The sequence below is a fragment of the Streptomyces sp. NPDC006372 genome (assembly GCF_040612515.1).
Classification (GTDB): Bacteria; Actinomycetota; Actinomycetes; order Streptomycetales; family Streptomycetaceae; genus Streptomyces.
The window spans coordinates 340,273-366,098 of the sequence record NZ_JBEXQJ010000003.1 but is presented as its reverse complement, the minus strand read 5'-3'; the positions used below and the strand labels follow the sequence as shown (position 1 = coordinate 366,098).

General features: G+C 71.9%; 22 protein-coding genes and 1 pseudogene. 10 read left to right on the top strand and 13 right to left on the bottom strand.

Annotation, left to right across the window (positions count from 1 at the left end; all coding sequences use genetic code 11):
- Nucleotides 1-55: 55 nt before the first annotated feature.
- Nucleotides 56-219, top strand: a pseudogene (locus tag ABZ016_RS08765) (transcriptional regulator); the annotation flags it as partial.
- Complete coding sequence (locus tag ABZ016_RS08760) at nt 216-605, top strand: VOC family protein (protein ID WP_356915818.1); 390 nt, start codon at nt 216-218, stop codon at nt 603-605. The pseudogene ABZ016_RS08765 and the gene ABZ016_RS08760, both read left to right, overlap by 4 nt.
- A gap of 47 nt (nt 606-652) precedes the next feature.
- Here the strand turns inward: ABZ016_RS08760 and ABZ016_RS08755 are convergent, their stop codons facing one another.
- Together ABZ016_RS08755 and ABZ016_RS08750 are read right to left on the bottom strand one after the other, a co-directional pair.
- Nucleotides 653-2,011: an MFS transporter gene (locus ABZ016_RS08755; protein WP_356915817.1), complete on the bottom strand. Its 1,359-nt coding sequence runs from the start codon at nt 2,009-2,011 to the stop codon at nt 653-655.
- Nucleotides 2,012-2,182: 171 nt separating this feature from the next.
- Complete coding sequence (locus ABZ016_RS08750) at nt 2,183-2,854, bottom strand: TetR/AcrR family transcriptional regulator (protein WP_356915816.1); 672 nt, start codon at nt 2,852-2,854, stop codon at nt 2,183-2,185.
- A gap of 141 nt (nt 2,855-2,995) precedes the next feature.
- Here ABZ016_RS08750 and ABZ016_RS08745 point away from each other — a divergent pair, with 141 nt between their 5' ends.
- A complete protein-coding gene (locus tag ABZ016_RS08745) occupies nt 2,996-3,871 on the top strand; it encodes a shikimate dehydrogenase (protein ID WP_356915815.1) in 876 nt (291 codons plus the stop codon).
- A 14-nt stretch (nt 3,872-3,885) separates the two neighbouring features.
- The gene (locus ABZ016_RS08740; protein ID WP_356915814.1) at nt 3,886-5,691 is read left to right on the top strand and encodes a TIM barrel protein; all 1,806 of its coding nucleotides are present in this window, start codon (nt 3,886-3,888) and stop codon (nt 5,689-5,691) included.
- On the opposite strand, the gene ABZ016_RS08735 is transcribed toward ABZ016_RS08740, so the two are convergent.
- From ABZ016_RS08735 to tkt, 8 genes are read right to left on the bottom strand one after another with little or no spacing between them, the layout of a single operon-like run.
- A complete protein-coding gene (locus ABZ016_RS08735) occupies nt 5,678-7,144 on the bottom strand; it encodes a membrane-associated oxidoreductase (RefSeq protein WP_356915813.1) in 1,467 nt (488 codons plus the stop codon). The genes ABZ016_RS08740 and ABZ016_RS08735 overlap by 14 nt on opposite strands.
- Nucleotides 7,145-7,202: 58 nt before the next feature.
- Nucleotides 7,203-7,790, bottom strand: coding sequence for a histidine phosphatase family protein (locus tag ABZ016_RS08730; RefSeq protein ID WP_356915812.1), 588 nt, complete (start codon nt 7,788-7,790; stop codon nt 7,203-7,205).
- Between the two features lie 4 nt (nt 7,791-7,794).
- Entirely contained in the window at nt 7,795-8,679 is an 885-nt protein-coding gene (gene gnd, locus ABZ016_RS08725) for a phosphogluconate dehydrogenase (NAD(+)-dependent, decarboxylating) (RefSeq protein ID WP_356915810.1), read from the bottom strand.
- 1 nt (nt 8,680) lies between these two features.
- On the bottom strand, nt 8,681-10,333 hold the full coding sequence (pgi, locus tag ABZ016_RS08720; protein ID WP_356915948.1) for a glucose-6-phosphate isomerase: 1,653 nt from the start codon (nt 10,331-10,333) through the stop codon (nt 8,681-8,683).
- A 4-nt stretch (nt 10,334-10,337) separates the two neighbouring features.
- A complete protein-coding gene (opcA, locus tag ABZ016_RS08715; protein ID WP_356915809.1) occupies nt 10,338-11,273 on the bottom strand; it encodes a glucose-6-phosphate dehydrogenase assembly protein OpcA in 936 nt (311 codons plus the stop codon).
- The gene (gene zwf / locus ABZ016_RS08710) at nt 11,270-12,937 is read right to left on the bottom strand and encodes a glucose-6-phosphate dehydrogenase (RefSeq protein ID WP_356915808.1); all 1,668 of its coding nucleotides are present in this window, start codon (nt 12,935-12,937) and stop codon (nt 11,270-11,272) included. The genes opcA and zwf overlap by 4 nt, the downstream gene beginning before the upstream one ends.
- Nucleotides 12,934-14,079, bottom strand: a complete 1,146-nt coding sequence (gene tal / locus ABZ016_RS08705; protein WP_356915807.1) for a transaldolase — start codon at nt 14,077-14,079, stop codon at nt 12,934-12,936. The genes zwf and tal overlap by 4 nt, the downstream gene beginning before the upstream one ends.
- A gap of 19 nt (nt 14,080-14,098) precedes the next feature.
- The gene (tkt, locus tag ABZ016_RS08700; protein ID WP_356915806.1) at nt 14,099-16,174 is read right to left on the bottom strand and encodes a transketolase; all 2,076 of its coding nucleotides are present in this window, start codon (nt 16,172-16,174) and stop codon (nt 14,099-14,101) included.
- A 166-nt stretch (nt 16,175-16,340) separates the two neighbouring features.
- On the opposite strand from tkt, the gene ABZ016_RS08695 reads away from it, so the two are divergent.
- Nucleotides 16,341-17,234, top strand: a complete 894-nt coding sequence (locus ABZ016_RS08695) for an AraC family transcriptional regulator (protein WP_356915947.1) — start codon at nt 16,341-16,343, stop codon at nt 17,232-17,234.
- 63 nt (nt 17,235-17,297) lie between these two features.
- Here the strand turns inward: ABZ016_RS08695 and ABZ016_RS08690 are convergent, their stop codons facing one another.
- Nucleotides 17,298-18,692, bottom strand: a complete 1,395-nt coding sequence (locus ABZ016_RS08690; RefSeq protein WP_356915805.1) for a glycoside hydrolase family 16 protein — start codon at nt 18,690-18,692, stop codon at nt 17,298-17,300.
- A gap of 301 nt (nt 18,693-18,993) precedes the next feature.
- On the opposite strand from ABZ016_RS08690, the gene ABZ016_RS08685 reads away from it, so the two are divergent.
- The 4 genes from ABZ016_RS08685 to ABZ016_RS08670 all read left to right on the top strand — a co-directional run bounded on the left by ABZ016_RS08685 (nt 18,994) and on the right by ABZ016_RS08670 (nt 22,994).
- On the top strand, nt 18,994-19,503 hold the full coding sequence (locus ABZ016_RS08685) for an SRPBCC family protein (protein ID WP_356915804.1): 510 nt from the start codon (nt 18,994-18,996) through the stop codon (nt 19,501-19,503).
- Nucleotides 19,496-21,115 (top strand): NAD(P)/FAD-dependent oxidoreductase, encoded by a 1,620-nt coding sequence (locus tag ABZ016_RS08680; RefSeq protein ID WP_356915803.1) that lies wholly within the window; start codon nt 19,496-19,498, stop codon nt 21,113-21,115. The genes ABZ016_RS08685 and ABZ016_RS08680 overlap by 8 nt, the downstream gene beginning before the upstream one ends.
- A 176-nt stretch (nt 21,116-21,291) precedes the next feature.
- Nucleotides 21,292-22,173 carry an SDR family oxidoreductase gene (locus tag ABZ016_RS08675; RefSeq protein WP_356915802.1) on the top strand — a complete coding sequence of 294 codons (882 nt, stop codon included), beginning with the start codon at nt 21,292-21,294 and terminating at the stop codon, nt 22,171-22,173.
- Nucleotides 22,174-22,247: 74 nt separating this feature from the next.
- A complete protein-coding gene (locus ABZ016_RS08670; RefSeq protein ID WP_356915801.1) occupies nt 22,248-22,994 on the top strand; it encodes a phosphotransferase in 747 nt (248 codons plus the stop codon).
- Between the two features lie 83 nt (nt 22,995-23,077).
- On the opposite strand, the gene infA is transcribed toward ABZ016_RS08670, so the two are convergent.
- Complete coding sequence (infA, locus tag ABZ016_RS08665) at nt 23,078-23,302, bottom strand: translation initiation factor IF-1 (RefSeq protein ID WP_007386266.1); 225 nt, start codon at nt 23,300-23,302, stop codon at nt 23,078-23,080.
- The gene (locus tag ABZ016_RS08660; protein ID WP_356915800.1) at nt 23,299-24,090 is read right to left on the bottom strand and encodes a GNAT family N-acetyltransferase; all 792 of its coding nucleotides are present in this window, start codon (nt 24,088-24,090) and stop codon (nt 23,299-23,301) included. The genes infA and ABZ016_RS08660 overlap by 4 nt, the downstream gene beginning before the upstream one ends.
- 326 nt (nt 24,091-24,416) lie before the next feature.
- Between ABZ016_RS08660 and ABZ016_RS08655 the strand changes: the two genes are divergently transcribed.
- Complete coding sequence (locus ABZ016_RS08655; RefSeq protein WP_356915799.1) at nt 24,417-25,715, top strand: lipase family protein; 1,299 nt, start codon at nt 24,417-24,419, stop codon at nt 25,713-25,715.
- The last annotated feature ends 111 nt before the right edge of the window (nt 25,716-25,826 follow it).

Below are 25,826 nucleotides of genomic sequence, written 5' to 3'. Positions count from 1 at the left end.
GACCGGCTCAGACTTTCTCCCGGTGCGGGATTTGACGGGCACGTCGCCACTTGCCTCGCGCCAGGCGATCGGTCAGCATCTGGCCGTGCCGGAATCGGCGGGTCTGGTCGTTTCACGGCGCCAGGGCCGCTACGAGTTCCACGGCCTGAACACACCGAACCCCTTGAGCGCGTCATGAACCGATGGCTCAGGACCGACTCACCGGAGGACAGCGCATGAGGATCCACATCACCAGCGTCTTCGTCGACGACCAGGAGAAGGCGCGGCGCTTCTACACCGACGTGCTGGGCTTCGTGAAGAAGCACGACGTTCCCGTGGGAACGGACCGGTGGCTGACCGTGGTCTCACCGGAGGACCCCGAGGGGACCGAGCTGCTCCTCGAACCCTCGGGCCACCCCGCGGTGCAGCCGTACAAGACGGCGCTGGTGCAGGACGGTATCCCGGCCGCCTCGTTCGCCGTGGACGACGTCCGGGCGGAGTTCGAGCGGCTGCGCGGCCTGGGGGTGCGCTTCACGCAGGAGCCGGTGGAGATGGGCCCCATCACGAGCGCGGTCCTGGACGACACCTGCGGCAATCTGATCCAGATCGTGCACAGCAAGTCCTGAGGCCGCCGCCGGACACCGGCCCGTCATGACAGGCGGTCCTCAGGAGGTCAGGCCGTCACCTTCGCCGGCTGACCGGCCTCCCGCGGGTTGCGGACCCCCAGCTGCTCCGTCGGAACCCGGTGCGTCTCACGGGCCGACAGCGCGGCGATGACCGGCGGCACACACAGCGCCGCCGTGAACAGGGCCACCGCCGGCCAGTCGTCGCCGCCCGGCCCGGCGATCTGCGCGGCGAACGTCACCGCGAAGCCGGCCGCCGCGAAACCGATCTGCGTGCCGATGGCCACCCCGGACAGCCGCACCCGGGTCCTGAACATCTCGCCGTAGAAGGCCGGCCACACACCGTTCGCGGCGCTGTAGACCACACCGAAGCAGAGGACGCCCGTCAGGAAGGTCAGCGGGTAGGAGCCGGTGGAGACCGCCCACAGGTACAGGAACATGGTCACCGCGCTGCCGGCCGCACCGATCAGGAACACCGGACGGCGGCCGATCCGGTCGGCCAGTGTGGCCCACAGCGGGATCGCGGCGAGCGCCACGACGTTGGCCAGGGCGCCCACCCACAGCATGGCGGTGCGCGACATACCGACCGCGTCGCTCGTGGCGTACGCCAGCGCCCACACCGTGAAGATCGTGCTGACCGAGGCGATCAGCGCACCCGCGATCACCCGCAGCACGTCGGCCCAGTGCTCGCGCAGCAGCACCGCGAGCGGCAGCTTCACGACACCCTCCTCGGCGGCCTGCTGGGCGAAGGCCGGGGTCTCGTCCAGCTTGCGCCGGATGACGTAGCCGACGACGGCGACCGCGACGCTCAGCCAGAACGGCACCCGCCAGCCCCAGGACAGCAGCTGCTCCTCGGGCAGCGCGGCGATCGGGATGAAGACCAGCGTGGCCAGCAGCTGGCCGCCCTGTGTGCCGCTGAGGGTGAAGCTGGTGAAGAAGCCGCGCCGGCCCGGCGGTGCGTGCTCCAGCGTCATGGAGTTGGCGCTGGCCTGTTCGCCCGCCGCCGAGATGCCCTGGAGCACCCGGCACAGCACCAGCAGGACCGGGGCGAGGGTGCCGGCCTGGGCCCGGGTGGGCAGACAGCCGATGAGGAACGTCGACAGGCCCATCAGCATCAGCGTGAAGACCATGATCTTCTTGCGGCCCAGCTTGTCCCCGAAGTGCCCGAGGACCAGCGCGCCCACCGGGCGGGCGGCGTACGCGACGCCGAACGTGGCCAGCGACAGCAGGGTCGCCGTGGCCGGGTCGGACTCGTCGAAGAACACCTCGGGGAAGATCAGCGCGGCGGCGCTGCCGTAGATGAAGAAGTCGTAGTACTCCAGCGCGCTGCCGATCCAGGCGGCGGTGGCGGCTTTCCTGGGCTGGCCGGGTGGGGCTGCGGCCCCTCGAGGCGTGGCGGGGACGGACACGGCGGCTCCTTAGGGGGCTCCACCCTGGGCACAGGCGGAGTGAGGGAAAGGGCGGTGCAGAGGGGGGACTGCCGGATCGCGGCTAATTAACCCACTGGATAGTTAGTAGGGGTTGGCCAGTGATGCTGCGCCCGTGTGCCGCCGGTGTCAAGAGGTCGCGCGCCGGAGGTCTCAGTCCGAGGCGCGCTCCGCCGTGAGGTACGCGATCACCATGTCGCCCAGCATGGTGCGGTACTGCGTGCGCCGCGCCGGGTCGACCAGGTCGCGGCCGAACAGCGCGCCGAAGGTGTGCCGGTTGGAGACGCGGAAGAAGCAGAACGAGGAGATCATCGCGTGCAGGTCGACGGCGTCCACATCGGCCGTGAACAGACCTGACCTGCGACCCTCCTCGAGGATGCGGCGGATCACGTCCAGGGCGGGGGAGCCGATCCTGCCGAGCTTCTCGGACGCCGCGATGTGGTGCGCCTCGTGGATGTTCTCGATGCTGACCAGGCGGATGAAGTCCGGGTGCTGCTCGTGGTGGTCGAAGGTCACCTCGGCCAGCCGCCGGATGGCCGCCACCGGGTCCAGATGCTCGACGTCGAGCTCCTGCTCGGCTTCCCGGATCACGCCGTAGGCCCGTTCCAGCACCGTGGTGAACAGCTGTTCCTTGCCGCCGAAGTAGTAGTAGATCATCCGCTTCGTGGTGCGGGTGCGGGCGGCGATCTCGTCCACCCGGGCGCCGTCGTAGCCGGCCCGGGCGAACTCCTGCGTGGCGACGTCGAGGATCTCCGCCTGGGTGCGGGCGGCGTCACGGACGCGCTCGCGCTCGCCAGGACGGGCCGGTTCTTCGACGCTGGTCATCAGGTTCCTTCGGGCGGAGGGTCCGTGCCGGTGATTGTAGAAGCAGGGGCACGTCCGCCCGCGGGGTCTTCCCGAGCCCGTGCCGGGCTGATATAGCTAACGTACTAGTTCGTACATTAGTGAGCCGCTCGGGAGGCCCGCGTGCCCAAGGACTCGTATCTCGTCGGACTGATCGGCTCCGGCATCGGCCCGTCACTCAGCCCGGCGCTGCACGAGGGGGAGGCCGGCCGGCAGGGGCTGCGCCTGCTGTACCGGCTGATCGACATCGAGACGCTCGGCGTGCCGCCGGAGGCGGTGGGCGACCTGGTGCGTGCCGCCCGCGACCTCGGTTTCGACGGGCTGAACATCACGCACCCGTGCAAACAGCTCGTCATCGAGCACCTGGACGCGCTCGCCCCGCAGGCCGAGGCGCTGGGCGCGGTCAACACCGTCGTCTTCGAGGACGGCCGCGCCGTCGGCCACAACACCGACGTCACCGGCTTCGCCGCGTCCTTCGCGCGGGGACTGCCCGACGCGCCCCTGGAACGGGTCGTCCAGCTGGGCGCCGGCGGTGCGGGCGCGGCCGTCGCACACGCCACGCTCACCCTCGGCGCCGAGCGGATCACCCTCGTCGACGCCCTGCCCGAGCGGGCCGCCGCTCTGGCCGGCTCCCTGAACCGCGCGTTCGGCCGGGGCCGCGCGGCGGCCGCCCCCCCGGACCGGCAGGCCGGGCTGCTCGCACAGGCCGACGGCATCGTGCACGCCACGCCGACCGGCATGGCGGCCCACCCCGGCCTGCCCCTGCCCGCCGAGCTGCTCCGCCCCGGGCTCTGGGTCGCCGAGGTGGTCTACCGCCCGCTGGAGACCGAACTGCTGCGCACCGCCCGCGCACTGGGCTGCGCCACCCTCGACGGCGGCGGCATGGCCGCCTTCCAGGCCGCCGACGCGTTCCGCCTGTTCACCGGCCGGGAACCCGACGCCGCACACATGCTGGCGGACCTGACCGAACTGGCCGGCGCCGTAGGGGCCACGAACTAGAGAGGGGTGTCTCCGTGCGTACGTCCATCGCCACCGTCTCCCTCAGCGGGTCCCTCACCGAGAAGCTTGACGCCGCCGCCCGGGCCGGCTTTGACGGGGTGGAGATCTTCGAGAACGACCTGCTGGCCAGCCCCCTCACTCCCGAGGAGATCCGCGCCCGCTGCGCCGACCTCGGCCTCACCGTCGACCTCTTCCAGCCGATGCGGGACATCGAGGCCGTCCCCGAGGACGCGTTCGCCCGGAACCTGCGGCGGGCCCGGCACAAGTTCGAGCTGATGCGCAGGCTCGGCGCCGGCACGGTCCTCGTCTGCTCCAGCGTCTCCCCGCTCGCGGTGGACGACGACGCCCTCGCCGCCGAGCAGCTGAGCCGGCTCGCCGACCTCGCCCGGGACTGCGGCGTCCGGGTGGCCTACGAGGCACTCGCCTGGGGGCGGCACGTCAGCACGTACGACCACGCCTGGCGCATCGTCGAGTCGGCCGGCCACCCCGCCCTCGGCACCTGCCTGGACAGCTTCCACATCCTGTCCCGCAGCTCCGACCCGAAGGACCTCGAAGGCATAGCGGACATCCCCGGCGAGAAGATCTTCTTCCTCCAGCTCGCGGACGCCCCGCTGCTCGCCATGGACGTCCTCCAGTGGAGCCGCCACTACCGCTGCTTCCCCGGCCAGGGCGGCTTCGACGTCGCCGGCCTGCTGCGGCACGTCCTGGCCACCGGCTACGACGGCCCGCTCTCCCTGGAGGTCTTCAACGACGTCTTCCGGCAGGCCGAGGCCGGCCCGACCGCCGTCGACGCCCGGCGCTCCCTGCTGGTCCTCCAGGAGACGGTGGGCCGGGCGCCACTGCCCGCACCGGTCGTCCCCACCGGCGTCGCCTTCGCCGAGCTGGTCACGCCCGACGCCGAGCCCCTCACCGCCCTGCTCGGGGCCCTGGGATTCACCCGCACCGCCCGCCATCGGGGCAAGCCCGTCGCCCTGTGGGAGCAGGGAGACGCCCGGATCCTCGTCAACACCGGGCCGGTCGTCCGCCGCGACGGCACCCGGCTCGCCGCGATCGGGCTCGAGTCACCGGACCCCGCCGCGGCGGCGCAGCGTGCCGAGGCGCTGCTGGCTCCCGTCCTGCCCCGCCGCCGGGCACCCGGGGACGCCCCGCTCGACGCGGTCGCCGCCCCCGACGGCACGGAGCTGTTCTTCTGCGCCACCGGCCGCCCGGGCCTGCCCGACTGGCGGGCCGACTTCGAGGACACGGACCGGGAGCCCGCGCCGGCGGGCATCCGCCGCATCGACCACGTCGCCCTCACCCAGCCCTGGCACCACTTCGACGAGGCGGTCCTCTTCCACCGCGGGGTGCTCGGCCTGCACGGCAAGGAGAGCGTGGACCTCGCCGACCCCTACGGTCTGCTGCGCAGCCGCGCCGTGACCAACGCCGACGGCAGCGTCCGGATCGCCCTCACCGTCGGCGCCGCCCCCACGGACGACACCGTGCACGCCCAGCACATCGCCCTGGCCACCGACGACGTGATCGCCTCGGCCCGCCGCTTCCGCGACGCCGGCGGCGCTCTGCTGCCCGTCCCGGCCAACTACTACGACGACCTCGCCGCCCGCTTCGAGCTCCCCGACGGCGAGCTGGAGACCTACCGCGACCTCGGCATCCTCTACGACCGCGACGCCCACGGCGTCTTCCTGCACTGCTACACCCGCACCGTCGGCCGTGTCTTCTTCGAACTGGTCCAGCGTGACGACGGCTACCGGGGTTACGGCGCGGCCAACGCCCCGGTGCGGCTGGCGGCCCAGCACGCGGTGCGGGCGCTCACTGGCGGCTGACGGTCCGGGTGATGCCGGTGACGACGGTGGTGGCGAGGATCCAGCCCGTGAGCACGAGGGCGTAGGCGAGCCACTGGTACCCGCCGGTGGGGGCGAACGCTCCCTCCTGCCCGAAGGAGATCACCGGCAGCAGCAGATCGAACGTGTAGAACACCGGGTTGAACTCCGGGGCCTCGTCCGCCTTCAGCGGCTGCGGGTGGTGCAGCGCGTAGACGACGGAGCCGATCACGAGCAGCGACACCAGCCAGCCGGCGGCCCGCAGCGGACGGAAGCCGTAGCCGACGGTGGCGTCCTGCACATGACCCCACAGCCGGCCGTACCAGGGCAGCGTGCCGCGGTGGCGGCGCTGTTTGGCGAGCTGGACCATGCGGGCGGCCTGGTCGTCGCCGATCCGGCGGTAGGCGGCGGTCAACTGCTCGTAGGCGTGCGGGACATAGCCCTCGCCGTCCCGCTCCAGCATCGCCAGGCGGCGCTCCGCGGGCGCGTGCGGGGTGAGGGAGGTGTAGACGAGGCTGTCGAGCAGGACCTCCTCAGGGACCACGTCCGGCTCCAGCCACAGGACGTCCAGCTGGGCGCGGCGCAGGTTGAGCGTGCCCTCCATGGGCGGGCTCTTGCGCAGCCAGACCTCCCCGATGGTGCAGCTGCTGGCCCGCAGCGCCGCATCACCGGGGTTCGACAGCCGCGCGTGCGACAGGTCGAGGCGGCCCTCGATCCGGGCACCGCGCAGACCGATCCAGCCGGACACCTCCACGCCGCGCAGCAGGACGTCGCCTTCCACCGCGGCCAGCTCCGCGTCGAGGACGACCTCCCCCGTGCCGCCCCGCAGCCGGGCATCGCTCAGGTCCACGGATCCGGCGACCGACGCGCCCGTCAGCCGTACTCCGCCCCGCGCGCGCAGGCCCGGAGCCGACAGGCCGTCCCCGATGGTCACATGGTTGAGCTGGAGTGCGGGCTGACCGGCGGACCGTTCGTCCATGTCGGCCCGGTCCAGGAACAGCGCCCCGGCGATCTGTGCGCCACCGAGCCGCACGGGCCCGTCGAACAGGCAGTCCGACATGCGCAGGACGCCGTCCACCCGCAGCGTGGCGGCGTCCAGGCCGGGCAGGACGGAGTCGCGCAGGTTGAGATGGCGCACGCGCGCCGCGTACAGCACGGGGGCCTTCTCGAAGGAGCAGTGACTCAGGCGCACGGCGTGATCGACTTCGCTGTACTTGAGGTCGAGCACCCCGGTGATCCGCGCACCCCCCAGTCTGAGGGCGGCGGTCTCCCCGTCCTCCTGCGGCGCGCTCAGCAGCAGGGCCCGCAACACGGACGCGCGTACGGTCCGTTCCGGGCCCCAGTCCGCGCCTCGCCCGGGACGCTCGTCCGCCGGCCCCCGGAAGTCCACGTCCTGGCCGCGCGGGAAGGCGCGCCACACCCGCTCCTCGGCGGGTGTCATGTTGTCGATCTCCATCAGCGGGGACTCTGACGTCCCGGCCGGGGGCTGTCAACCCGCCCCCGGCCGGGGCGCGTTACGCCCGCGTGTTCCACTCCTCGATCACCGGTCGCCCGTGCTCGGTCGACAGCCGGCTGACCGTGCCCGTCTCCAGCCGGAACAGCCTTCCCTCGGCCGGTGTCAGACCCAGCCGGCGGGCCGTCAGGACGCGCAGGAAGTGGCCGTGCGCCACCAGCATCACGTCGCCCTCGGGCAGCGCCGCCGTCACCCGGGCCAGCACGCGGTCGGCCCTTGCGCCGACCTCGTCCGGGGACTCGCCCGGACTGCCCTCGGGGCCGGGCGGCGCACCGTGGGTCCACAGGTCCCAGTCGGGGCGGTCGCGGTGTATCTCCTCGGTGGTGACGCCCTCGTAGGCGCCGTAGTACCACTCGTGCAGGTCCGCCTCCCGGCCGGCGCCCGTCAGTCCCGCCAGTTCGGCGGTGCGTCGGGCGCGGTCGAGGGGGCTGGTGAGGACCAGCGCGAAGCGACGGCCGGCCAGGAGCGGAGCGAGCGACCTGGCCTGCTCCTCACCGCGCGGGGTGAGGGGCAGGTCGGTGTAACTGGTGTGCTGTCCGCTCCGGCTCCACTCCGTCTCGCCGTGGCGGACCAGCAGCAGATCTCCCACAGTGCTACGCCTTCTTCGCGGCTTCGACGGCGTGCCCGCCGAACTGGTTGCGCAGCGCCGCGATCATCTTCATCTGCGGCGAGTCGTCCTGCCGGGAGGCGAACCGGGAGAACAGGGAGGCGGTGATCGCGGGCAGTGGCACGGAGTTGTCGATCGCGGCCTCCACGGTCCAGCGTCCCTCCCCGGAGTCCTGGGCGAATCCCCGGAGGTTCTCCAGGTGCTCGTCCTCGTCGAGCGCGTTGACCGCGAGGTCGAGCAGCCAGGAGCGGATCACGGTGCCGTCCTGCCAGGAGCGGAACACCTCGCGGACGTTGTCCACCGAGTCCACGGCCTCCAGCAGCTCCCAGCCCTCGGCGTAGGCCTGCATCATGGCGTACTCGATGCCGTTGTGGACCATCTTCGCGAAGTGCCCGGCGCCCACCTTGCCCGCGTGGACGTAGCCGTACGGACCCTCCGGCTTGAGCGCGTCGAAGATCGGCTGCAGCCGTTCGACGTACTCCTTCTCGCCGCCGACCATCAGGGCGTAGCCGTTCTTCAGGCCCCACACACCGCCCGAGACGCCCGCGTCGACGAAGCCGATGCCGCGCTTGCTCAGCTCCTCGGCGTGCTTCTCGTCGTCCGTCCAGCGGGAGTTGCCGCCGTCGACCACCGTGTCGTACGGCTTGAGGAGGTCCGCCAGACGGTCGATGACGTGCTGGGTGGGGTCGCCGGCCGGGACCATGACCCAGACCGTGCGCGGCGCCTCCAGCTGGTTGACCAGGTCGGCCAGACTCGCCACGTCGGACTTGTCCGGGTTGGTGTCGTAGCCGACGACGGTGTGGCCGGCGTTGCGCAGGCGCTCGCGCATGTTGCCGCCCATCTTGCCGAGACCCACAAGACCGATCTGCATGTCAGTTCACTTCCCGAAGATTGCGGTAGGCGGCCACCAGCGCGGCCGTGGACGGGTCGAGACCGGGGACGTCAGCGCCCTCGGTCAGGGCGGGCTCGACGCGCTTGGCGAGGACCTTGCCGAGCTCCACGCCCCACTGGTCGAAGGAGTCGATGTTCCACACCGCGCCCTGCACGAACACCTTGTGCTCGTAGAGCGCGACGAGCTGGCCCAGGACCGACGGGGTCAGTTCGGTGGCCAGGATCGTCGTGGTGGGGTGGTTGCCCTTGAAGGTGCGGTGCGGGACCTGCTCCTCGGGCACGCCCTCGGCCCGCACCTCCTCGGCGGTCTTGCCGAAGGCGAGCGCCTGCCCCTGCGCGAACAGGTTGGCCATCAGCAGGTCGTGCTGCGCCTTGAGTTCGTCGCTCAGCTCGGCGACCGGCCGGGCGAAGCCGATCAGGTCGGCCGGGATCAGCTTGGTGCCCTGGTGGATGAGCTGGTAGTAGGCGTGCTGCCCGTTGGTGCCGGGCGTGCCCCACACCACCGGACCCGTCTGCCACCGGACGGGACGGCCCGCGCGGTCCACCGACTTGCCGTTGGACTCCATGTCGAGCTGCTGGAGGTAGGCGGTGAACTTCGACAGGTAGTGGCTGTACGGCAGCACCGCGTGCGACTGGGCGTCGTGGAAGTTGCCGTACCAGATGCCCAGCAGGCCCATGATGAGCGGGGCGTTGGCCTCGGCGGGGGCGTTGCGGAAGTGCTCGTCGACGATGCGGAACCCGTCCAGCATCTCCCGGAACCGGTCCGGGCCGATGGCGATCATCAGGGACAGGCCGATCGCGGAGTCGTAGGAGTAGCGGCCGCCGACCCAGTCCCAGAACTCGAACATGTTGGCCGTGTCGATGCCGAACCCGGACACCTTCCCGGCATTCGTCGACAGGGCGACGAAGTGCCGGGCCACGGCCTTCTCGTCGCCACCCAGACCGTTCAGCAGCCAGGAGCGCGCCGAGGTCGCGTTGGTGATGGTCTCGATCGTGGTGAAGGTCTTGGAGGCGACGATGAACAGCGTCTCCGCCGGATCCAGGTCCCGCACCGCCTCGTGCAGGTCGGAGCCGTCCACGTTCGACACGAAGCGGAACGTCAGATCCCGGGCCGTGAACGGCCGCAGCGCCTCGTACGCCATCGCCGGCCCGAGGTCGGAACCGCCGATGCCGATGTTGACGACGTTGCGGATGCGCTTGCCGGTGTGGCCGGTCCACTCGCCGGAGCGGACCCGGTCCGCGAAGCTGGCCATCTTGTCGAGCACGGCGTGCACACCCGGGACGACGTTCTCGCCGTCGACCTCGATCACCGCGTCCCGCGGCGCCCGCAGGGCGGTGTGCAGCACCGCCCGGTCCTCGGTGGTGTTGATCCTCTCGCCGCGGAACATGGCGTCGCGCAGCCCGAACACGTCGGTGGCGGTGGCCAGCTCCTGGAGCAGGGCCAGCGTCTCGTCCGTGACCAGGTGCTTGGAGTAGTCGATCCGCAGATCGCCCACGCGCACGACGTAGCGCTCGGCGCGCCCCGGGTCCGCCGCGAACAGGTCGCGCAGGTCCGGCTGCGGCAGGGCGTCCGTGCGGTGGTCCTCCAGGGCGGCCCACTCGGGCCGCCGGGTGAGCTCGGGGGAGTCGGACAGCGGGTCAGACATGAGCAGGGGTCTCCTCGGTTGCCTCGCCGTTCAGGGCGATGGCGTACATCTCGTCCGCGTCGAGGCGCCTGAGCTCCTCGGCGATGAGTTCGGAGGTGGCACGGACCTTCAGCGCGAGGGTCCGGGAGGGCTGGCCCGGCAGGGTCAGCGTCGCCAGCGGCCCCTCGGGGCGGTCGATGACGATCTCGCCCCGCTCCGTGCCCAGGCGGACCGCGGTCACGACCGGCCCGCCGGTGACCACCCGGTCGACCCGGACGTGCAGCCGGGCCTCCAGCCAGCGGGCCAGCAGCTCGGCGGCCGGGTTCTCGGCCTCGGCCTCCACGGCCGCCGAGATGACCCGTGCCCGGGCCTGGTCCAGCGCCGCCGCCAGCATGGAACGCCAGGGCGTCAGCCGGGTCCACGCGAGGTCGGTGTCGCCGGGCGCGTAGGAGCGGACCCGGCTCCGGAGCGCCTCCAGGGGGTTCGCGACCGCGTACAGGTCGGTGATCCGCCGCTGGGCCAGCGCCCCGAGCGGGTCCTTCGAGGGCACCTCGGGAGCCTCCACCGGCCACCACACCACCACCGGCGCGTCCGGCAGCAGCAGCGGCAGCACCACCGAGTCGGCGTGGTCGGACACCTCGCCGTAGGTGCGCAGCACCACCGTCTCGCCGGTGCCCGCGTCGGCGCCCACCCGGACCTCGGCGTCCAGCCGGGACTGGGTGCGGTCGCGCGGCGTGCGGGCCTGCCGCTTGATGACGACCAGGGTGCGCGAGGGGTGCTCGTGCGAGGCCTCCTCGGCCGCCTTGATCGAGTCGTAGGCGTTCTCCTCGTCCGTGACGATCACCATCGTCAGGACCATGCCCACGGCCGGTGTGCCGATGGCGCGGCGGCCCTGCACCAGCGCCTTGTTGATCTTGCTTGCCGTGGTGTCGGTCAGGTCGATCTTCATGGCCTGCGCCAGCTCCGTCCGTCTCGTGCGAGCATCTCGTCGGCTTCCGCGGGTCCCCAACTGCCCGAGGCGTACTGCGCGGGCCGGCCGTGCGTGGCCCAGTACTGCTCGATCGGGTCGAGGATCTTCCAGGACTCTTCCACTTCCTGGTGACGGGGGAACAGGTTGGCGTCGCCCAGGAGGACATCCAGGATCAGCCGTTCGTACGCCTCCGGGCTCGATTCGGTGAACGACTCGCCGTAGGCGAAGTCCATCGTCACGTCCCGGATCTCCATCGACGTACCCGGCACCTTGGAGCCGAACCGGACCGTCATGCCCTCGTCCGGCTGGACGCGGATGACGATCGCGTTGGAGCCCAGCTCCTCGGTCGCGGTGGAGTCGAAGGGGGAGTGCGGGGCCCGCTGGAAGACCACGGCGATCTCCGTCACCCGGCGGCCGAGCCGCTTGCCGGTGCGCAGGTAGAACGGGACGCCGGCCCAGCGGCGGTTGTCGACCTGGAGCTTGACCGCGGCGTACGTGTCGGTCGTGGAGGACTGGTCGATGCCCTCCTCCTCCAGGTACCCGCTGACCTTCGTGCCGCCCTGCCAGGCCGCCGCGTACTGACCGCGCACGGTGTGCCGGCCCAGGTCCTCCGGCAGCCGCACGGCCCGCAGCACCTTCAGCTTCTCGGTGAGCAGCGACGCCGCGTCGAAGGCGGCCGGCTCCTCCATGGCGGTGAGCGCCATCAGCTGGAGCAGGTGGTTCTGGATGACGTCACGGGCGGCGCCGATGCCGTCGTAGTACCCGGCCCGGCCGCCGATGCCGATGTCCTCGGCCATGGTGATCTGCACGTGGTCGACGTACGACCGGTTCCAGATCGGTTCGAACATCTGGTTGGCGAAGCGCAGCGCCAGGATGTTCTGGACGGTCTCCTTGCCGAGGTAGTGGTCGATGCGGAAGACCTGCTCGGGATCGAACACGTCGTGCACGATCGAGTTGAGCTCCTCGGCCGACGTCAGATCGTGCCCGAACGGCTTCTCGATGACCGCGCGGCGCCAGGAGTCCCCGGGGGCGCCCGCCAGCCCGTGCTTCTTCAGCTGCTGGACGACCTTGGGGAAGAACTTCGGCGGCACCGAGAGGTAGAAGGCGTAGTTGCCGCCGGTGCCCCGGGAGGCGTCCAGCTCGTCGACGGCGGAGCGCAGCTGCTTGAACGCCGTGTCGTCGTCGAAGTCGCCCGGGATGAAGCGCATGCCCTCGGCGAGCTGCTGCCAGACCTCCTCGCGGAACGGGGTCCGGGCGTGTTCACGGACCGCGTCGTGCACCACCTGCGCGAAGTCCTGGTCCTCCCAGTCCCGGCGGGCGAAACCCACCAGCGAGAAGCCCGGCGGCAGCAGACCGCGGTTGGCCAGGTCGTACACGGCCGGCATCAGCTTCTTGCGGGACAGGTCGCCGGTCACGCCGAAGATGACGAGCCCGGAGGGGCCGGCGATCCTGGGCAGACGGCGGTCCTGGGCGTCGCGCAGCGGGTTGGTGAAGTCGGGGTCGCCGTGCTCCGCGGGCGGGGCCACGTGGCCGCTCACCCCGGTCTGTTCCACCCCGGCCGCCTCCTGGGCGGCCCGAGCCTCCTTGTCCTCCTTGGTCCCCTTGGTCTCCTGCTCGGCCGTCTGGGGGATCCCCTCGCTCATTCCGCGTCAACTCCCTTGCTGTTCAAGGACTTGGTGACCGCGTCCAGCAGGTCCTGCCAGGCCACCTCGAACTTGGCCACGCCCTCGTACTCCAGTTGCCGCACCACCTCGTCGTATGCAATGCCCAGCCGTGCCACGGCCGCCAGATCGGCGCGCGCCTGGGCGTAACCGCCGGTGACGGTGTCGCCCTGGACGCCGCCGTGGTCGGCGACGGCGTCCAGCGTGGCCTCCGGCATGGTGTTGACCGTGCCCGGAGCGACCAGCTCGTCCACGTACAGGGTGTCCTTGTAGGCGGGGTCCTTCACACCGGTGGAGGCCCAAAGGGGGCGCTGCCGGTTCGCACGGGCGCCTCCCAGGGCCTGCCAGCGTGCCCCGGCGAAGACCTCCTCGTACGCCTCGTAGGCCAGCCGCGCGTTCGCCAGCGCCGCCCTGCCCTTCAGGGCGAGGGCCTCGTCCGTGCCCAGCAGCGTCAGCCGCTTGTCGATCTCGGAGTCGACGCGGGAGACGAAGAAGGACGCGACCGAGTGGATGCCCGACAGGTCGTGACCGGCCGCCTGGGCCTTCTCCAGCCCGGCGAGGTAGGCGTCCATCACCTCGCGGTAGCGCTCCAGCGAGAAGATCAGTGTCACGTTCACACTGATGCCCGCCCCGATCACCTCGGTGATCGCCGGCAGGCCGGCCTTCGTCGCCGGGATCTTGATCATCACGTTGGGGCGGTCCACCAGCCAGGCCAGCTGCCGGGCCTCCGCGACGGTCGCCGTCGTGTCGTGGGCCAGGCGCGGGTCGACCTCGATGGACACCCGGCCGTCCCGGCCGCCGGTGGCGTCGTACACCGGCCGCAGGACGTCGGCGGCGGCCCGCACGTCGGCGGTCGTCATCATGCGGACGGCCTCGTCCACGGTGACGCCCCGCACGGCCAGGTCCGCGAGCTGCTCCTCGTAACCTTCCCCGGAGCCGATGGCGGCCTGGAAGATGGACGGGTTGGTGGTGACGCCGACGACGTTCCTCGTGGCGACGAGCTCGGCCAGGTTGCCGGACTCGATCCGCCGGCGGGACAGGTCGTCCAGCCAGATCGACACGCCCTCGTCGGACAGGCGCTTGAGTGCTCCCGCGCTCGCGGTCGCTTCGGTCACAGTGATCATCTTCTTTCGGGCGGTCGGATCAGCCGCGCACGGCGTCGAGGGACGCACGGGCCGCGGCGACGACGTTCTCGGGGGTGAAGCCGAACTCGGCGAACAGGGTCTTCGCGTCGGCGGAGGCGCCGAAGTGCTCCAGGGAGACGATGCGTCCCGCGTCGCCCACGAACCGGTACCAGGTCAGGCCGATCCCGGCCTCGACCGCGACCCGGGCCTTCACGGACGGCGGCAGGACACGGTCGCGGTAGGCGCGCGGCTGCTCCTCGAACCACTCCACGGACGGCATGGACACCACGCGGGTGGGCACGCCCGCCGCCTGGAGGCGCTCACGCGCGTCGGCGGCGACGTGCACCTCGGAACCGGTGGCGATCAGGATCACCTGGGGCTCGCCGCCTTCCGCCTCGAACCTCACGTAACCGCCGCGCGCCGCTTCCGGGTTCGGCTCGTACGTCGGCACGCCCTGGCGGGTGAGCGCGAGGCCGTGCGGGGCCGGATCGGTGGAGTGCCGCCGGAGGATCTCGGCCCAGGCGATGGCGGTCTCGTTGGCGTCGGCCGGACGGACGACGTTCAGGCCCGGGATCGCCCGCAGCGCGGCCAGGTGCTCGACCGGCTGGTGGGTCGGGCCGTCCTCGCCCAGGCCGATGGAGTCGTGCGTCCACACGTACGTCACCGGCAGCTGCATCAGGGCCGACATACGGACCGCGTTGCGCATGTAGTCGGAGAACACCAGGAAGGTGCCGCCGTAGATCCGCGTGTTGCCGTGCAGCGCGATGCCGTTCATCTCCGCGGCCATGGAGAACTCGCGGATGCCGAAGTGGACCGTGCGGCCGTAGGGGTCGGCCTCCGGCAGCGGGTTGCCCGTGGGGAGGAAGGAGCTGGCCTTGTCGATCGTGGTGTTGTTGGAGCCCGCCAGGTCGGCCGAACCGCCCCACAGCTCGGGGAGAACCCCGCCGAGGGCCTGGAGCACCTTGCCGGACGCGGCACGGGTGGCGACCGCCTTGCCGGGCTCGAACACCGGCAGGGCGTCCTCCCAGCCCGCGGGCAGCTCGCCCTTGCTGACCCGGTCGAAGGTGACGGCGCGCTCCGGGTTCTCGCCGCGCCAGGCGGCGATCCGCTTGTCCCAGACGGCGTGCGCCTCGGCGCCCCGGTCCAGGGCCCCGCGGGTGTGGGCCAGCACCTCGTCGGCGACCGCGAAGCTCTGCTCCGGGTCGAAGCCGAGGACGCGCTTGGTGGCGGCGACCTCGTCCGCGCCGAGCGCCGAGCCGTGCGAGGCCTCGGTGTTCCGCGCGTTCGGGGCGGGCCAGGCGATGATGGTGCGCATCGCGATGATCGAAGGCCGCCCGGTCTCGGCCCGGGCCGCCTGCAGCGCCGCGTACAGCGCGCGCACGTCGACGTCACCGTCGTCCTGCGGCTCGATCCGCTGCACGTGCCAGCCGTACGCCTCGTAGCGCTTCAGCACGTCCTCGGAGAACGCGGTCGCGGTGTCGCCCTCGATGGAGATGTGGTTGTCGTCGTAGAGGAAGACCAGGTTGCCGAGCTTCTGGTGGCCGGCCAGCGAGGAGGCCTCGGCGGAGACGCCCTCCTGGAGGTCGCCGTCGGAGACGATCGCCCAGATCGTGTGGTCGAAGGGCGACTCGCCCTCGGGAGCCTCCGGGTCGAACAGGCCGCGCTCGTAACGGGCCGCCATCGCCATGCCGACCGCGTTCGCGACGCCCTGGCCGAGCGGGCCCGTGGTGGTCTCCACGCCCGCGGTGTGCCCGTACTCGGGGTGCCCGGGGGTCCGGGAGCCGTGTGTGCGGAACGCCTTCAGGTCGTCCAGCTCCAGCTCGTAGCCCGCGAGGTACAGCTGCGTGTAGAGGGTCAGCGAGGTGTGACCGGGGGAGAGGACGAAGCGGTCACGGCCGGCCCACTCCGGGTCGGCGGGGTCGTGCCGCATCACCTTCTGGAAGATCGTGTAGGCGGCCGGTGCCAGGCTCATCGCGGTGCCGGGATGGCCGTTCCCGACCCGCTGGACGGCGTCCGCCGCCAGCAGGCGGGCGGTGTCGACGGCACGCCGGTCGAGTTCGGTCCATTCGAAGCGGTCCGCTGTCTGCGTGCTCATCTTCAAGAAGTCCTCGATAAGAGCGAAGTGGCTGGTCTGACGCGTTCAAAACTAAAAGTCTGACTTATTGGAAGGAAGGTCGCCGTGTGCCAGCCTGTGGTGAAAGTGGGACACCCGGCGGCGGCGCGGCGCGCGAACGGGGCGGCACGAGGCGGACATGGCGGATATGGCGGATACGGCGGACAGAGACATCCAGGGCGGCGACGGGATCGATACGTTCCCCTTCCCGGTCGAGCTGAGCGTCGGCGGCGTCGGTATGCAGGTCGGCCCGATGGGCACCGGCCGCACCTGGCACGCCGACGCGCCGCTGGAGCGCGTGCACCGCATCGACTTCCATGTCGTGATGCTCTTCGGCGAGGGCCCGGTCCGGCACATGGTCGACTTCACCGAGCACGAGGCCATGGCCGGGGACCTGCTGTGGATCCGCCCGGGGCAGGTCCATCGGTTCTCGCCGGGCAGCGAGTACCGCGGAACGGTGCTGACCATGCAGCCGGGCTTCCTGCCCCGCGCCACCGTGGAGGCCACCGGCCTGTACCGCTACGACCTGCCGCCCCTGCTGAGACCCGAGCCGGCGCAACTCGCCGGCCTGCGGAACTCGCTCGGCCAACTGCGCCGCGAGTACGAGGACACGGCCACCCTGCCGCTCAGCCTGCACACCGCCGTGCTGCGCCACTCGCTGACGGCGTTCCTGCTGCGACTCGCCCATCTGGCCGCGAGCGCGGAGTCCGTTCGCCGGCCGTCCGACTCCACCTTCACCCTCTTCCGGGGCGCGGTGGAGCGGGACTTCGCCACCAACCACAGCGTCAGCGCCTACGCCGACGCGCTCGGTTACTCCCGCCGCACCCTGGTCCGCGCGGTCCGCGCCGCCACCGGCGACACCCCCAAGGCCTTCATCGACAAGCGCGTCGTCCTGGAGGCCAAACGGCTTCTCGCCCACACCGACCTGCCGATCGGCCGGGTCGGCGCGGCGGTCGGCTTCCCCGACGCCGCCAACTTCTCCAAGTTCTTCCACCAGCACACGGACCAGACCCCGGCGGCGTTCCGGGCGGACCTGCGCTGAGGGCAGCGAGAAGGGGCCCCACGCGCGCGTGGAGCCCCCGGCCGAGGACGGTCAGTGCCCGAATCAGTGCCCGAACGTGAACCAGTTGACGTTGACGAAGTCCTGCGGCTGACCGCTGGTGAAGGTCAGATACACGTCGTGCGTCCCCGTCACGGAGCTGATGTTCGCAGGGATCGTCCGCCAGGACTGCCAGCCGCCGGTGCTGCCCACCGCGAAACTCCCGACGGGTGCGTTGCTCCGGCTGTCCAGCCGCACCTCGACCAGCCCGCTGACACCACTCGCCGCGCCGCTCGCGACCCGCGCGGTGAACTGCCGGGCCGCCGAGGAACCGAAGTTCACGCCCTTGAAGTGCAGCCAGTCGCCATTGGCCAGGGAGCCGACGTTCTGGCCGCCGCCGGAGTCGGACGTCGACTCGGTGCTCACTCCGGACTGGCCGTCGTAGGACTCCGCCTGGATGGTGGAGAAGGCGTCGCGGTTGCCGGCCGGCGGAGGTGTGGTGCCGCCGCCGGACGACAGGACCTGGACGTAGTCGACGACCATCGCGTGGCCTGCTTGCGTCCCGGCGTCCGGACCGCCGCCGAACGCGTCCGGGAAGCCGCCGCCCATCGCCACGTTGAGGATGACGAAGAAGCCGTGGTCGGTGGCGTTCCGCCAGGTGGTCGCGTCGACCTGGTCGGCGCGCACGGTGTGATAGTTGACGCCGTCGAGGTAGAACCGGATCTCCTCGACATTCGTGGAGCGGTCCCACTCCATCCCGTAGGTGTGGAAGCCGGCCTGGCAGGACGTCCCCTGGCAGGTGGTCGAACTGCCGATCCCGCTGGTCTCGTTGCAGGGGCCGCCCGGCGAGGTACCGCAGTGCATCGTCGCGAACACCGTGTTCATGCCCTGGGTGTTCTCCATGATGTCCAGCTCGCCGACGCCCGGCCAGTTCCAGTAGTTGCCGCGGTAGGGGCCGCCCAGCATCCAGAAGGCGGGCCAGTAGCCCTTGGCCGCCGCGCCCGTGACGTTCGGTACCTGGATGCGCGACTCGACCCGGAGCTTGCCGCCTGCCGGGGGCTGGAAGTCGGTGCGGTTGGTCTCGATACGGCCGGAGGTCCAGTTGCCGGCGCTGTCCCGTCGCGGGGTGATGCGCAGATTGCCGTTGCCGTCGAGCGAGACGTTGTCCGTGCTGCTCGTCATCGTCTCGATCTCGCCGGTGCCCCAGTTGGCGGGGCCGCCCGGGTAGCCCTTGCCCGTCGCGTACCGCCAGTTCGACGTGTTGACGCCGCTGCCGGCGGGACCGGTGAAGTCGTCCAGGAAGAGCTGGTTCCAGCCCGACGGGGGCGGCGGGGCGGAGGCGTTCGCGGACGGGGTCGCCGCGGTGGTCGCGGCCGCCGCGAGGCCGAGGGTGCCGACGACGGCGGCGAACGCCCGCCGGAAGGGGTGCCGAGCGCGGAGTCTGCCGGAGGTGTCACTCATGTGGGGATGCCTCTCGGATACGGAGTGGGGAGGGTGAGAGCGCTCTCAAGGTGCCGTCAATGTGCTCCACGGCATCCAGGTCGTCAAGAGGTAAAGCCGGGAAATGTGCGGGGCGGCCGATGAGTGCACAGCTTGAACGGGCTGTGCCGTCCGTACGCCGGTCGAGAGCGCTCTCACCCTGTACTGCCGCGCGCTCGTCGAAAAGGGTGACGTCATCGCACCCGCGCTGTTGAACGGGTGCCGCCGGGGCACTCGGGCCGGACGAAGGACCAACCGGTCCGGGCAGCACATGGAGGTATCCGTGGCCGTTCGCCATCGACTGATCCGAGTCAGCCCGCGCGACGTGTGGGCCGTCCTCGCCGACGGAAGCCGCTACGCGGAGTGGGTGGTGGGAACCTCCGAGACCCACCCGCTGCGTGGGCAGTGGCCCCGTACCGGCGCGGCGATCCGCTTCCAGGTCCGCCTCGGACCGGTGCGGCTCGACAACGAGACGGTCGTCCGCCACCACGAGGAAGGCACCCGGCTGGAGCTGGAGGCCCACGCCGGTGTGCTGGGGACGGCCCGCATCGCGATCGAACTGCGGCCGTGGGGCGAGCACTGCCTGGTGATCGTGGACGAGCACCCCCTGAGCGGGGCCGGCGGCCGGATGCACAACGTGGGCTTCGAAGCCCTGATCCAGCTGCGCCACCGCGCCATGCTGGCCCGGCTGGCCGAACTGTGTGAGGGCGAGGCCCGGGACGCGGGCGGAGCGCGCCGCGCCCTGGGCCAGGTGACCGTGGGGTCCGACACGGGCGGAGCCCACCATGCCTGACGCCGTGGTGATCGGCGCGGGGCCCAACGGCCTGGTGGCCGCCAACCTGCTGGCGGACGCCGGGTGGAGCGTCGAGGTACTGGAGGAGCAGCCCGAGCCGGGCGGCGCGGTGCGCCACGACCGGGGCGTCGACCCCGAGTTCGTCAACGACCTGTTCAGCTCCTTCTACCCACTGGCCGCCGCCTCGCCCGTCCTGGCCGCGCTGCGCCTCCAGGACCACGGACTGCGGTGGAGCCACGCGCCCAGTGTGCTGGCGCACCCCCTCGCCGACGGCAGCTGTGCCCTCCTCGACCGGAACATCGAGACGACCGCGGCGTCCGTCGAGACCTTCGCCCCGGGCGACGGGGCAGCCTGGCAGCGGCTGCACGACGTGTGGCAGCACCTGCGGCCCGACCTCCTGGACGCCTTGTTCACCCCGTTCCCGCCCGTCCGCGCCGGGGCCCGGCTGGCGTTGCGGCTGCGGGCTGCGGGCGGACTGCGCATGGCACGCTCCCTGGTGCTGCCGGTGCGCCGCCTGGGCGAGGAGGAGTTCCGCGGCCAGGGCGGCCGGCTGCTGCTGGCCGGGAACGCCCTGCACGCCGACCTCGCCCCGGAATCGGCCGGCAGCGGCGGCTTCGGCTGGCTGATGACCATGCTGGGACAGACCTACGGCTTCCCCGTCCCGGAAGGCGGCTCCGGCGCGCTGACCAGGGCCCTCGTCAAACGCCTGGAGACCCGGGGCGGCCGGGTGCGCTGCGGCCGGCGCGCCGAGCGGATCGTCGTCCGCGGCGGCCGGGCCGTCGGTGTGCGCACGGCGGCGGGGGACACCGTCGCGGCTCGCCGGGCGGTGCTGGCGGACGTGTCGGTGCCCGCCCTGTACGGGGAACTCGTCGAGCCCGCGCACCTGCCCGCGCAGATGCTGGACGATCTGCGGCGCTTCCAGTGGGACTTCGCCACGTTCAAGGTGGACTGGGCGCTGGACGGCCCGGTGCCCTGGCAGGCCGAGCAGGCCTCCCGGGCCGGGACCGTGCACCTCGCCGACGGCCTCGACGAGCTCACCCGCTTCGCCGCGCAGATCGCGATGCGACAGGTCCCGGACCGTCCCTTCGCGATCTTCGGCCAGATGACCACCGCCGACGCCACCCGCTCCCCGCAGGGCACCGAGTCCGCCTGGGCCTACACCCACATCCCCCACGAGATCGCCGCCGACGCCGCCGACGAGGGCATCACCGGCCGGTGGGACACCAAGGAACAGGAAATCATGGCCGACCGGGTCGAACGCCAGGTGGAACGGTTCGCGCCCGGCTTTCGCGCCCTGATCCGCGCCCGCCGCATCCTCGCGCCCCCGACCATCGAGGCGCTCGACGGCAATCTGGCCGGCGGCGCCATCAACGGGGGCACCACCGCGATACACCAGCAGCTCGTCTTCCGCCCCGTCCCCGGCACCGGACGCCCGGAGACCCCGGTGCCGGGCCTCTTCCTGGCCTCCTCCGGGGCCCATCCGGGCGGCGGCGTGCACGGCGCACCCGGAGCCAACGCCGCCCGGGCCGCGCTGCGCCGCCACCGGCCACCCGGCCTCGCCAGCGTCCAACGGCTCCTGGCGCAGCGCGACCGCACGGGAACCAAGCGCTGACGCAGTGGGGAGGACGCAGGGGTACGAGGGCAGGAGGACGGAGGGACAGGAGGACAGGACGGCGGATGCCACGGGGTGCCCTCCGGCTCGCCCGGCGCGTACTTCACCCGGCGCACGACTCGCGGAACAGGAGGCGACGGCCGAGACCCGCTCAGAGACCGAAAGAAGGGCAGCCCATGCGCAGCAGTCCGCTCGCCGAGCGCACGGTCGTCATCACCGGAGCCGCCCGCGGCCTGGGCGCGTCGATGGCCCACGAAGTCGCCCGGCGGGGTGCCCGGGTGGCGCTCCTCGGCCATGAGAAGGCCGCCCTGGACGAGGTCGCCGCGTCCCTGCCGGGCCCGGCCCTGGCCCTCGAGGTCGACATCACCGATCCCGCCGCCCTGACCGCCGCGGCCCAGACGGTCCGAACCGGCCTCGGGCGTCCCTCGGCCGTGGTGGCGAACGCGGGCATCGCCGAGGGCGGCATGTTCCTCGCCTCGGACCCGGCCGCCTGGCGCAGGGTGATCGACGTCAACCTCACCGGCAGCGCCCAGACGGCCCGGGCATTTCTGCCGGACCTGCTCGAGACGGCCGGTTTCTTCCTCCAGGTCGCCTCCCTGGCATCGATCGGCGCCGCCCCTCTGATGAGTGCCTACTGCGCCTCCAAGGCCGGGGTCGAGGCCTTCGCGCATTCCCTGCGGGCCGAGGTGGCGCACCGGGGGGTCGGTGTGGGCGTCGCCTATCCCAGCTGGACGGACACCGACATGATCCGCGCCGCCGACCGGTACGCCGTCCTGCGCGAACTGCGTGCCCACATGCCCCCGCCGGCCCGCCGGGTGTACAGCGTCGACACCATCGCCGCCCGCCTGGTCCGGGGCCTGGAGCGCCGCAGGACCGCCGTGTACGCCCCGGCGTGGCTGCGGCTCGCCCAGCCCGTGCGCGCGGCCCTGCCGGCCGTGGTGCTGCGGGTGTCCCGCCACGAGCTGCCCCGCCTGGAGGCCACCGAGCCCGTCCCCTGCACCGGGCCGCTCGGCGCCGGCGGCTCGGCCGACCGCGCCGCTTCCGGACCGCGCCCCTGACGCGGACGAACCCGCGCGATCGCATGCGACAAACCAGGCGACGTCGACGACCACTGCCGGGATACTGGTCGCTCATGGATGAGGTCGAGGTCGTCGTCGCCCATTCCGAGCGCGCGACCCTGAGTGTCGGCGACGTGTTCCTGAAGGTGGATGCCGATCAGGCCCGCATCGACGTCGAGGTCGAGGCCATGGCCCTGGCGCCGGTCCCGACCCCGAAGGTCCTGTGGCGCAAGCCGCCCGTACTCGCGATCGCCGCGGTCCCGGGCACGGCGCTCGGCCGTCTCGGCGAGCCGTCGACCGCGTCGCCGGCGGCGTGGGCCGCCGCGGGTGCCGCCGTCCGGAAGTTGCACGACGCGCCCTTGCCGCCCTGGCCCGGTCGGGGCGGCCGGGACCCTGGCAAACTGGCGGCGGAACTCGACGGCGAGTGCGAGCGGCTCGTGACGAATGGTGTCCTCCCCGCCGACCTGGTCACCCGCAACCGCAAGGTCGCCGAGGCCGCGATCCGGCCGTGGACTCCGGTGTTCACGCACGGCGACCTGCAGATCACGCACGTGTTCGTCGACCGCGACGAGATCACGGGCATCATCGACTGGTCCGAGGCGGGCCAGGGCGACGCCCTGTTCGACCTCGCCACGCTGACGCTCGGACACGAGGAACACCTCGCTGACGTCGTCGCCGGCTATGGCGCCGATGTCGACCTCGAGGTGATCCGCGCGTGGTGGTCGTTGCGCAGCCTGCTCGCGGTTCGCTGGCTGATCGAGCACGGCTTCGACCCGACCGCGCCGGGCTGCGAAGTCGACGTGCTGAGATCCCGGATGTGAGGCTGCGCGGGCGCGCCACCCCGGTCACGGAAGCGCCGTGACCGGGGCCCCGGGTCAGCTGCCGAAGGAGGTGCCGGACGCCGCTAGTTCCGGTAGCGGAACACGATCCGGCCGCGTGTCAGGTCGTACGGCGGGAGCTCCACCAGCACCCGGTCCTCCAGCATGATCTTGATGTAGTTCTTGCGGATCTTCCCGCTGATGTGCGCGAGCACCTGGTGGCCGTTCTCGAGCTCCACGGTGAACATGGCGCTGCGCAGGCACTCGACGACCTTGCCCTCGACTTCGATGACGTTCTTGTTCCTCGTCATCGCACCAGCTCCAGGTTGCTGCTCATCGGCCGGGCGCCGATGCCCTCGAACAGCGCCGCGGCCGCTCGGTTGGACTCGTCGACCTCGGTCCAGGCCGCGGCGGCCCCGGAACGGTGCAGCGTCCCCAGCGCGTGGGCCAGCAGCGCCCGCGCGATGCCGCGGCGCTGCTCGCCGGCCCGGACCGCGACCAGTCCGATGCGCGGCCGCTTCACCCTCGCCACCCGGATCAGACCCAGATAGCGGTCCGGGCCCGCGGCCACGGCGTACTGCGACGGGTCGACGACGGTGTCGCCTTCGGGGCGGGGGATCACCTCCGCGGGCATCGACTGCCACCCGACGGTCGCCTCGACTTCGTCACGGATCGCGCGGTCCACCGCCCGCAGCAGACTCTCGTCCGCCTGGCCGGCGGGCACGATCGTCACGCCCGCGGGCGGCAGGGCCGCTTCGAGCCCGGTGACGCGCGGGTCGGTCGGCACGGCGTACTCCCACTCGCGGCGCCGGACCGTGAAACCGGCCCGCCGCCAACGCGCCGTCAGCTCGACATCGGCTTCGTCGACCACCGTGTACAGCGGTGCCGGGAGGCCCGCCAGCATGGGCTCGGCGAGCTGGTCGAACGCGGCGTCGTGCCAGGCGTCGATGCTGACGAACAGGCGTCCGTCGGGACGGTGTTGCGCATGCCCGCGACCGACCACCAGGTCGTCGTCCAGCGCATGCCATTGGCTGTCCGCGACGCGCGTGATCGTCAGCGCGTCGTCGCTCAGGCCGGAATGGAAAGGCTTCGTGTCCATCGGAGTCTCCCTCCAGGAGTGCCTCGATCTCAGGCGCTCCTGGCGACACCGAACGTCAGCCGCCGGACCGTGACGGGTTGAGGGAGCACCCACGGGTAACTGCGTTCACGGGGCTCACCTCCATACGACGACTTCACGGTCCGCCATGAAAGTAGCAGCGGGCGCCGCCTCGCTCAAAGCCTTTTCCGGGGCGGGACCCAGGCGTTGTCATGGGCGCGCACGTCCCGCCGTCCCGCTTCGTAAGTTCTTAACTATCACTGCTCACCTACTCGTTCGTACCGTCGTCACGCCTCCGCTTCACCCCACGGAAGGGAAGCTCTGACGTGATGTCACACAGGTCGAACAAGCCGGCGGTGCGCAGAGTCGCGCTGCTCGGCGTCGGTGCGCTGTTCGCGACCGCCCTCGCCGTGCCCGTGGCGACGGCCGGTGCCCGTCCCGCGGCGGACGGCTGCGCCGCCGTGGACGCCGAGATCTACCGGCCTCCCGCGAGTGTCACGGCGGCTCCGGGTACCGTCCTCGCCTGCCGCCCGGTCGACGCCCTGCCGATGGTCGGCGACGGCGTCCCGTTCACCGCATGGAAGGTGCAGTACGCGTCCACCGACGGACGGGGCCGGGCCGTCGCCGTGGCCGGGACGGTCGTCGTGCCCCGGGCGGCGTGGACCGGCTCCGGCGAGCGTCCGCTGGTCGCGTTCGCGCCCGGCACGCTCGGCATCGGACCGCAGTGCGCCTTCTCCAAGCAACTCGCCGGGGAGTACCAGGACGCCTACGAGGGCGGCAACATCGCCGCGCTGCTGCGTGCCGGGTACGCGGTCGCCGCCACGGACGGCGCCGGTTATCTCGACGGCCAGGTCCATCCGTACGTCTCCGGAGCCGACGCCGGACACGCGTTGCTGGACATCGCGCGGGCGGCATCGAAAGTACCCGGCAGTGGGCTGAGCGCGCGTGCCCGGGTCGGCCTGTGGGGTTACTCCGAGGGCGGCGCCGGAAGCCTGTGGGCGGCGCAGCTGGCGCGGTCGTACGCCCCGGGGCTGCATGTCGCGGGCGTGGCGTCCGGCGGGGTGCCCGGAGATCTGAAGGTCGTCGCGAAGAGCCTCAACGGCGGTGCGTTCGCCGGGTTCCTGCTCGACGCCGTCATCGGCATGGCCACCACCAACCCGGAGATGCCCTTCGAGGAACTCCTCGACGACGAGGGCCGGACGGCCGTCCGGGACGCGAAGAAGCTCTGTCTCGTCGGCACCCTCGCGCGCTTCGCCGGCGGCCGGACGGAGAACTACACCACGGACCGGCTGACACTCGATCAGATCTTCGCCCTCCGCGGCCCCGACGGCAGGACCTGGGGCCAGATCGTCGACGGCAACACCCTCGGGGCCGGTGTGGGCCCCGCGGGCTCCGGTGCCCGCTACGAGATCCCCTTCCCCGTGCTCCAGTACCGCGGTCTCCTCGACGAGGTGATCCCGGCCGAGACCGAGGAGGCCACGCGACGGGCGTACTGCGCCGCCCGGATCCCCACCCAGTGGAACACCTACCCCGGTGACCACCTCCTCGGTGACTTCCAGGCGGTGGACGACGTGGTGAAGTGGCTCGGCGACCGCTTCGCCGGCAAGCCGATGCCGGGCAACTGCTGAGCGGGGCGCATGTGCTGGGGGGCGGCACCGCGCAGCAGCACGGTGCCGCCCCGACCGTGGCAGGCATCGTCCCGCTCGCGGCAGGGTGTCGGTCTCGGCTTCGGCACCGAG

Excerpts from the sequence above, each read along its gene's own strand:
- ABZ016_RS08760 (WP_356915818.1), top strand. The coding sequence starts at position 216 with ATGAGGATCCACATCACCAGCGTCTTCGTCGACGACCAGGAGAAGGCG.
- ABZ016_RS08750 (WP_356915816.1), bottom strand. The coding sequence starts at position 2,854 with ATGACCAGCGTCGAAGAACCGGCCCGTCCTGGCGAGCGCGAGCGCGTC.
- ABZ016_RS08735 (WP_356915813.1), bottom strand. The coding sequence starts at position 7,144 with ATGGAGATCGACAACATGACACCCGCCGAGGAGCGGGTGTGGCGCGCC.
- gnd (WP_356915810.1), bottom strand. The coding sequence starts at position 8,679 with ATGCAGATCGGTCTTGTGGGTCTCGGCAAGATGGGCGGCAACATGCGC.
- opcA (WP_356915809.1), bottom strand. The coding sequence starts at position 11,273 with ATGAAGATCGACCTGACCGACACCACGGCAAGCAAGATCAACAAGGCG.
- zwf (WP_356915808.1), bottom strand. The coding sequence starts at position 12,937 with ATGAGCGAGGGGATCCCCCAGACGGCCGAGCAGGAGACCAAGGGGACC.
- tal (WP_356915807.1), bottom strand. The coding sequence starts at position 14,079 with ATGATCACTGTGACCGAAGCGACCGCGAGCGCGGGAGCACTCAAGCGC.
- tkt (WP_356915806.1), bottom strand. The coding sequence starts at position 16,174 with ATGAGCACGCAGACAGCGGACCGCTTCGAATGGACCGAACTCGACCGG.
- ABZ016_RS08695 (WP_356915947.1), top strand. The coding sequence starts at position 16,341 with ATGGCGGATACGGCGGACAGAGACATCCAGGGCGGCGACGGGATCGAT.
- ABZ016_RS08690 (WP_356915805.1), bottom strand. The coding sequence starts at position 18,692 with ATGAGTGACACCTCCGGCAGACTCCGCGCTCGGCACCCCTTCCGGCGG.
- ABZ016_RS08680 (WP_356915803.1), top strand. The coding sequence starts at position 19,496 with ATGCCTGACGCCGTGGTGATCGGCGCGGGGCCCAACGGCCTGGTGGCC.
- ABZ016_RS08675 (WP_356915802.1), top strand. The coding sequence starts at position 21,292 with ATGCGCAGCAGTCCGCTCGCCGAGCGCACGGTCGTCATCACCGGAGCC.
- ABZ016_RS08670 (WP_356915801.1), top strand. The coding sequence starts at position 22,248 with ATGGATGAGGTCGAGGTCGTCGTCGCCCATTCCGAGCGCGCGACCCTG.
- infA (WP_007386266.1), bottom strand. The coding sequence starts at position 23,302 with ATGACGAGGAACAAGAACGTCATCGAAGTCGAGGGCAAGGTCGTCGAG.
- ABZ016_RS08660 (WP_356915800.1), bottom strand. The coding sequence starts at position 24,090 with ATGGACACGAAGCCTTTCCATTCCGGCCTGAGCGACGACGCGCTGACG.
- ABZ016_RS08655 (WP_356915799.1), top strand. The coding sequence starts at position 24,417 with ATGTCACACAGGTCGAACAAGCCGGCGGTGCGCAGAGTCGCGCTGCTC.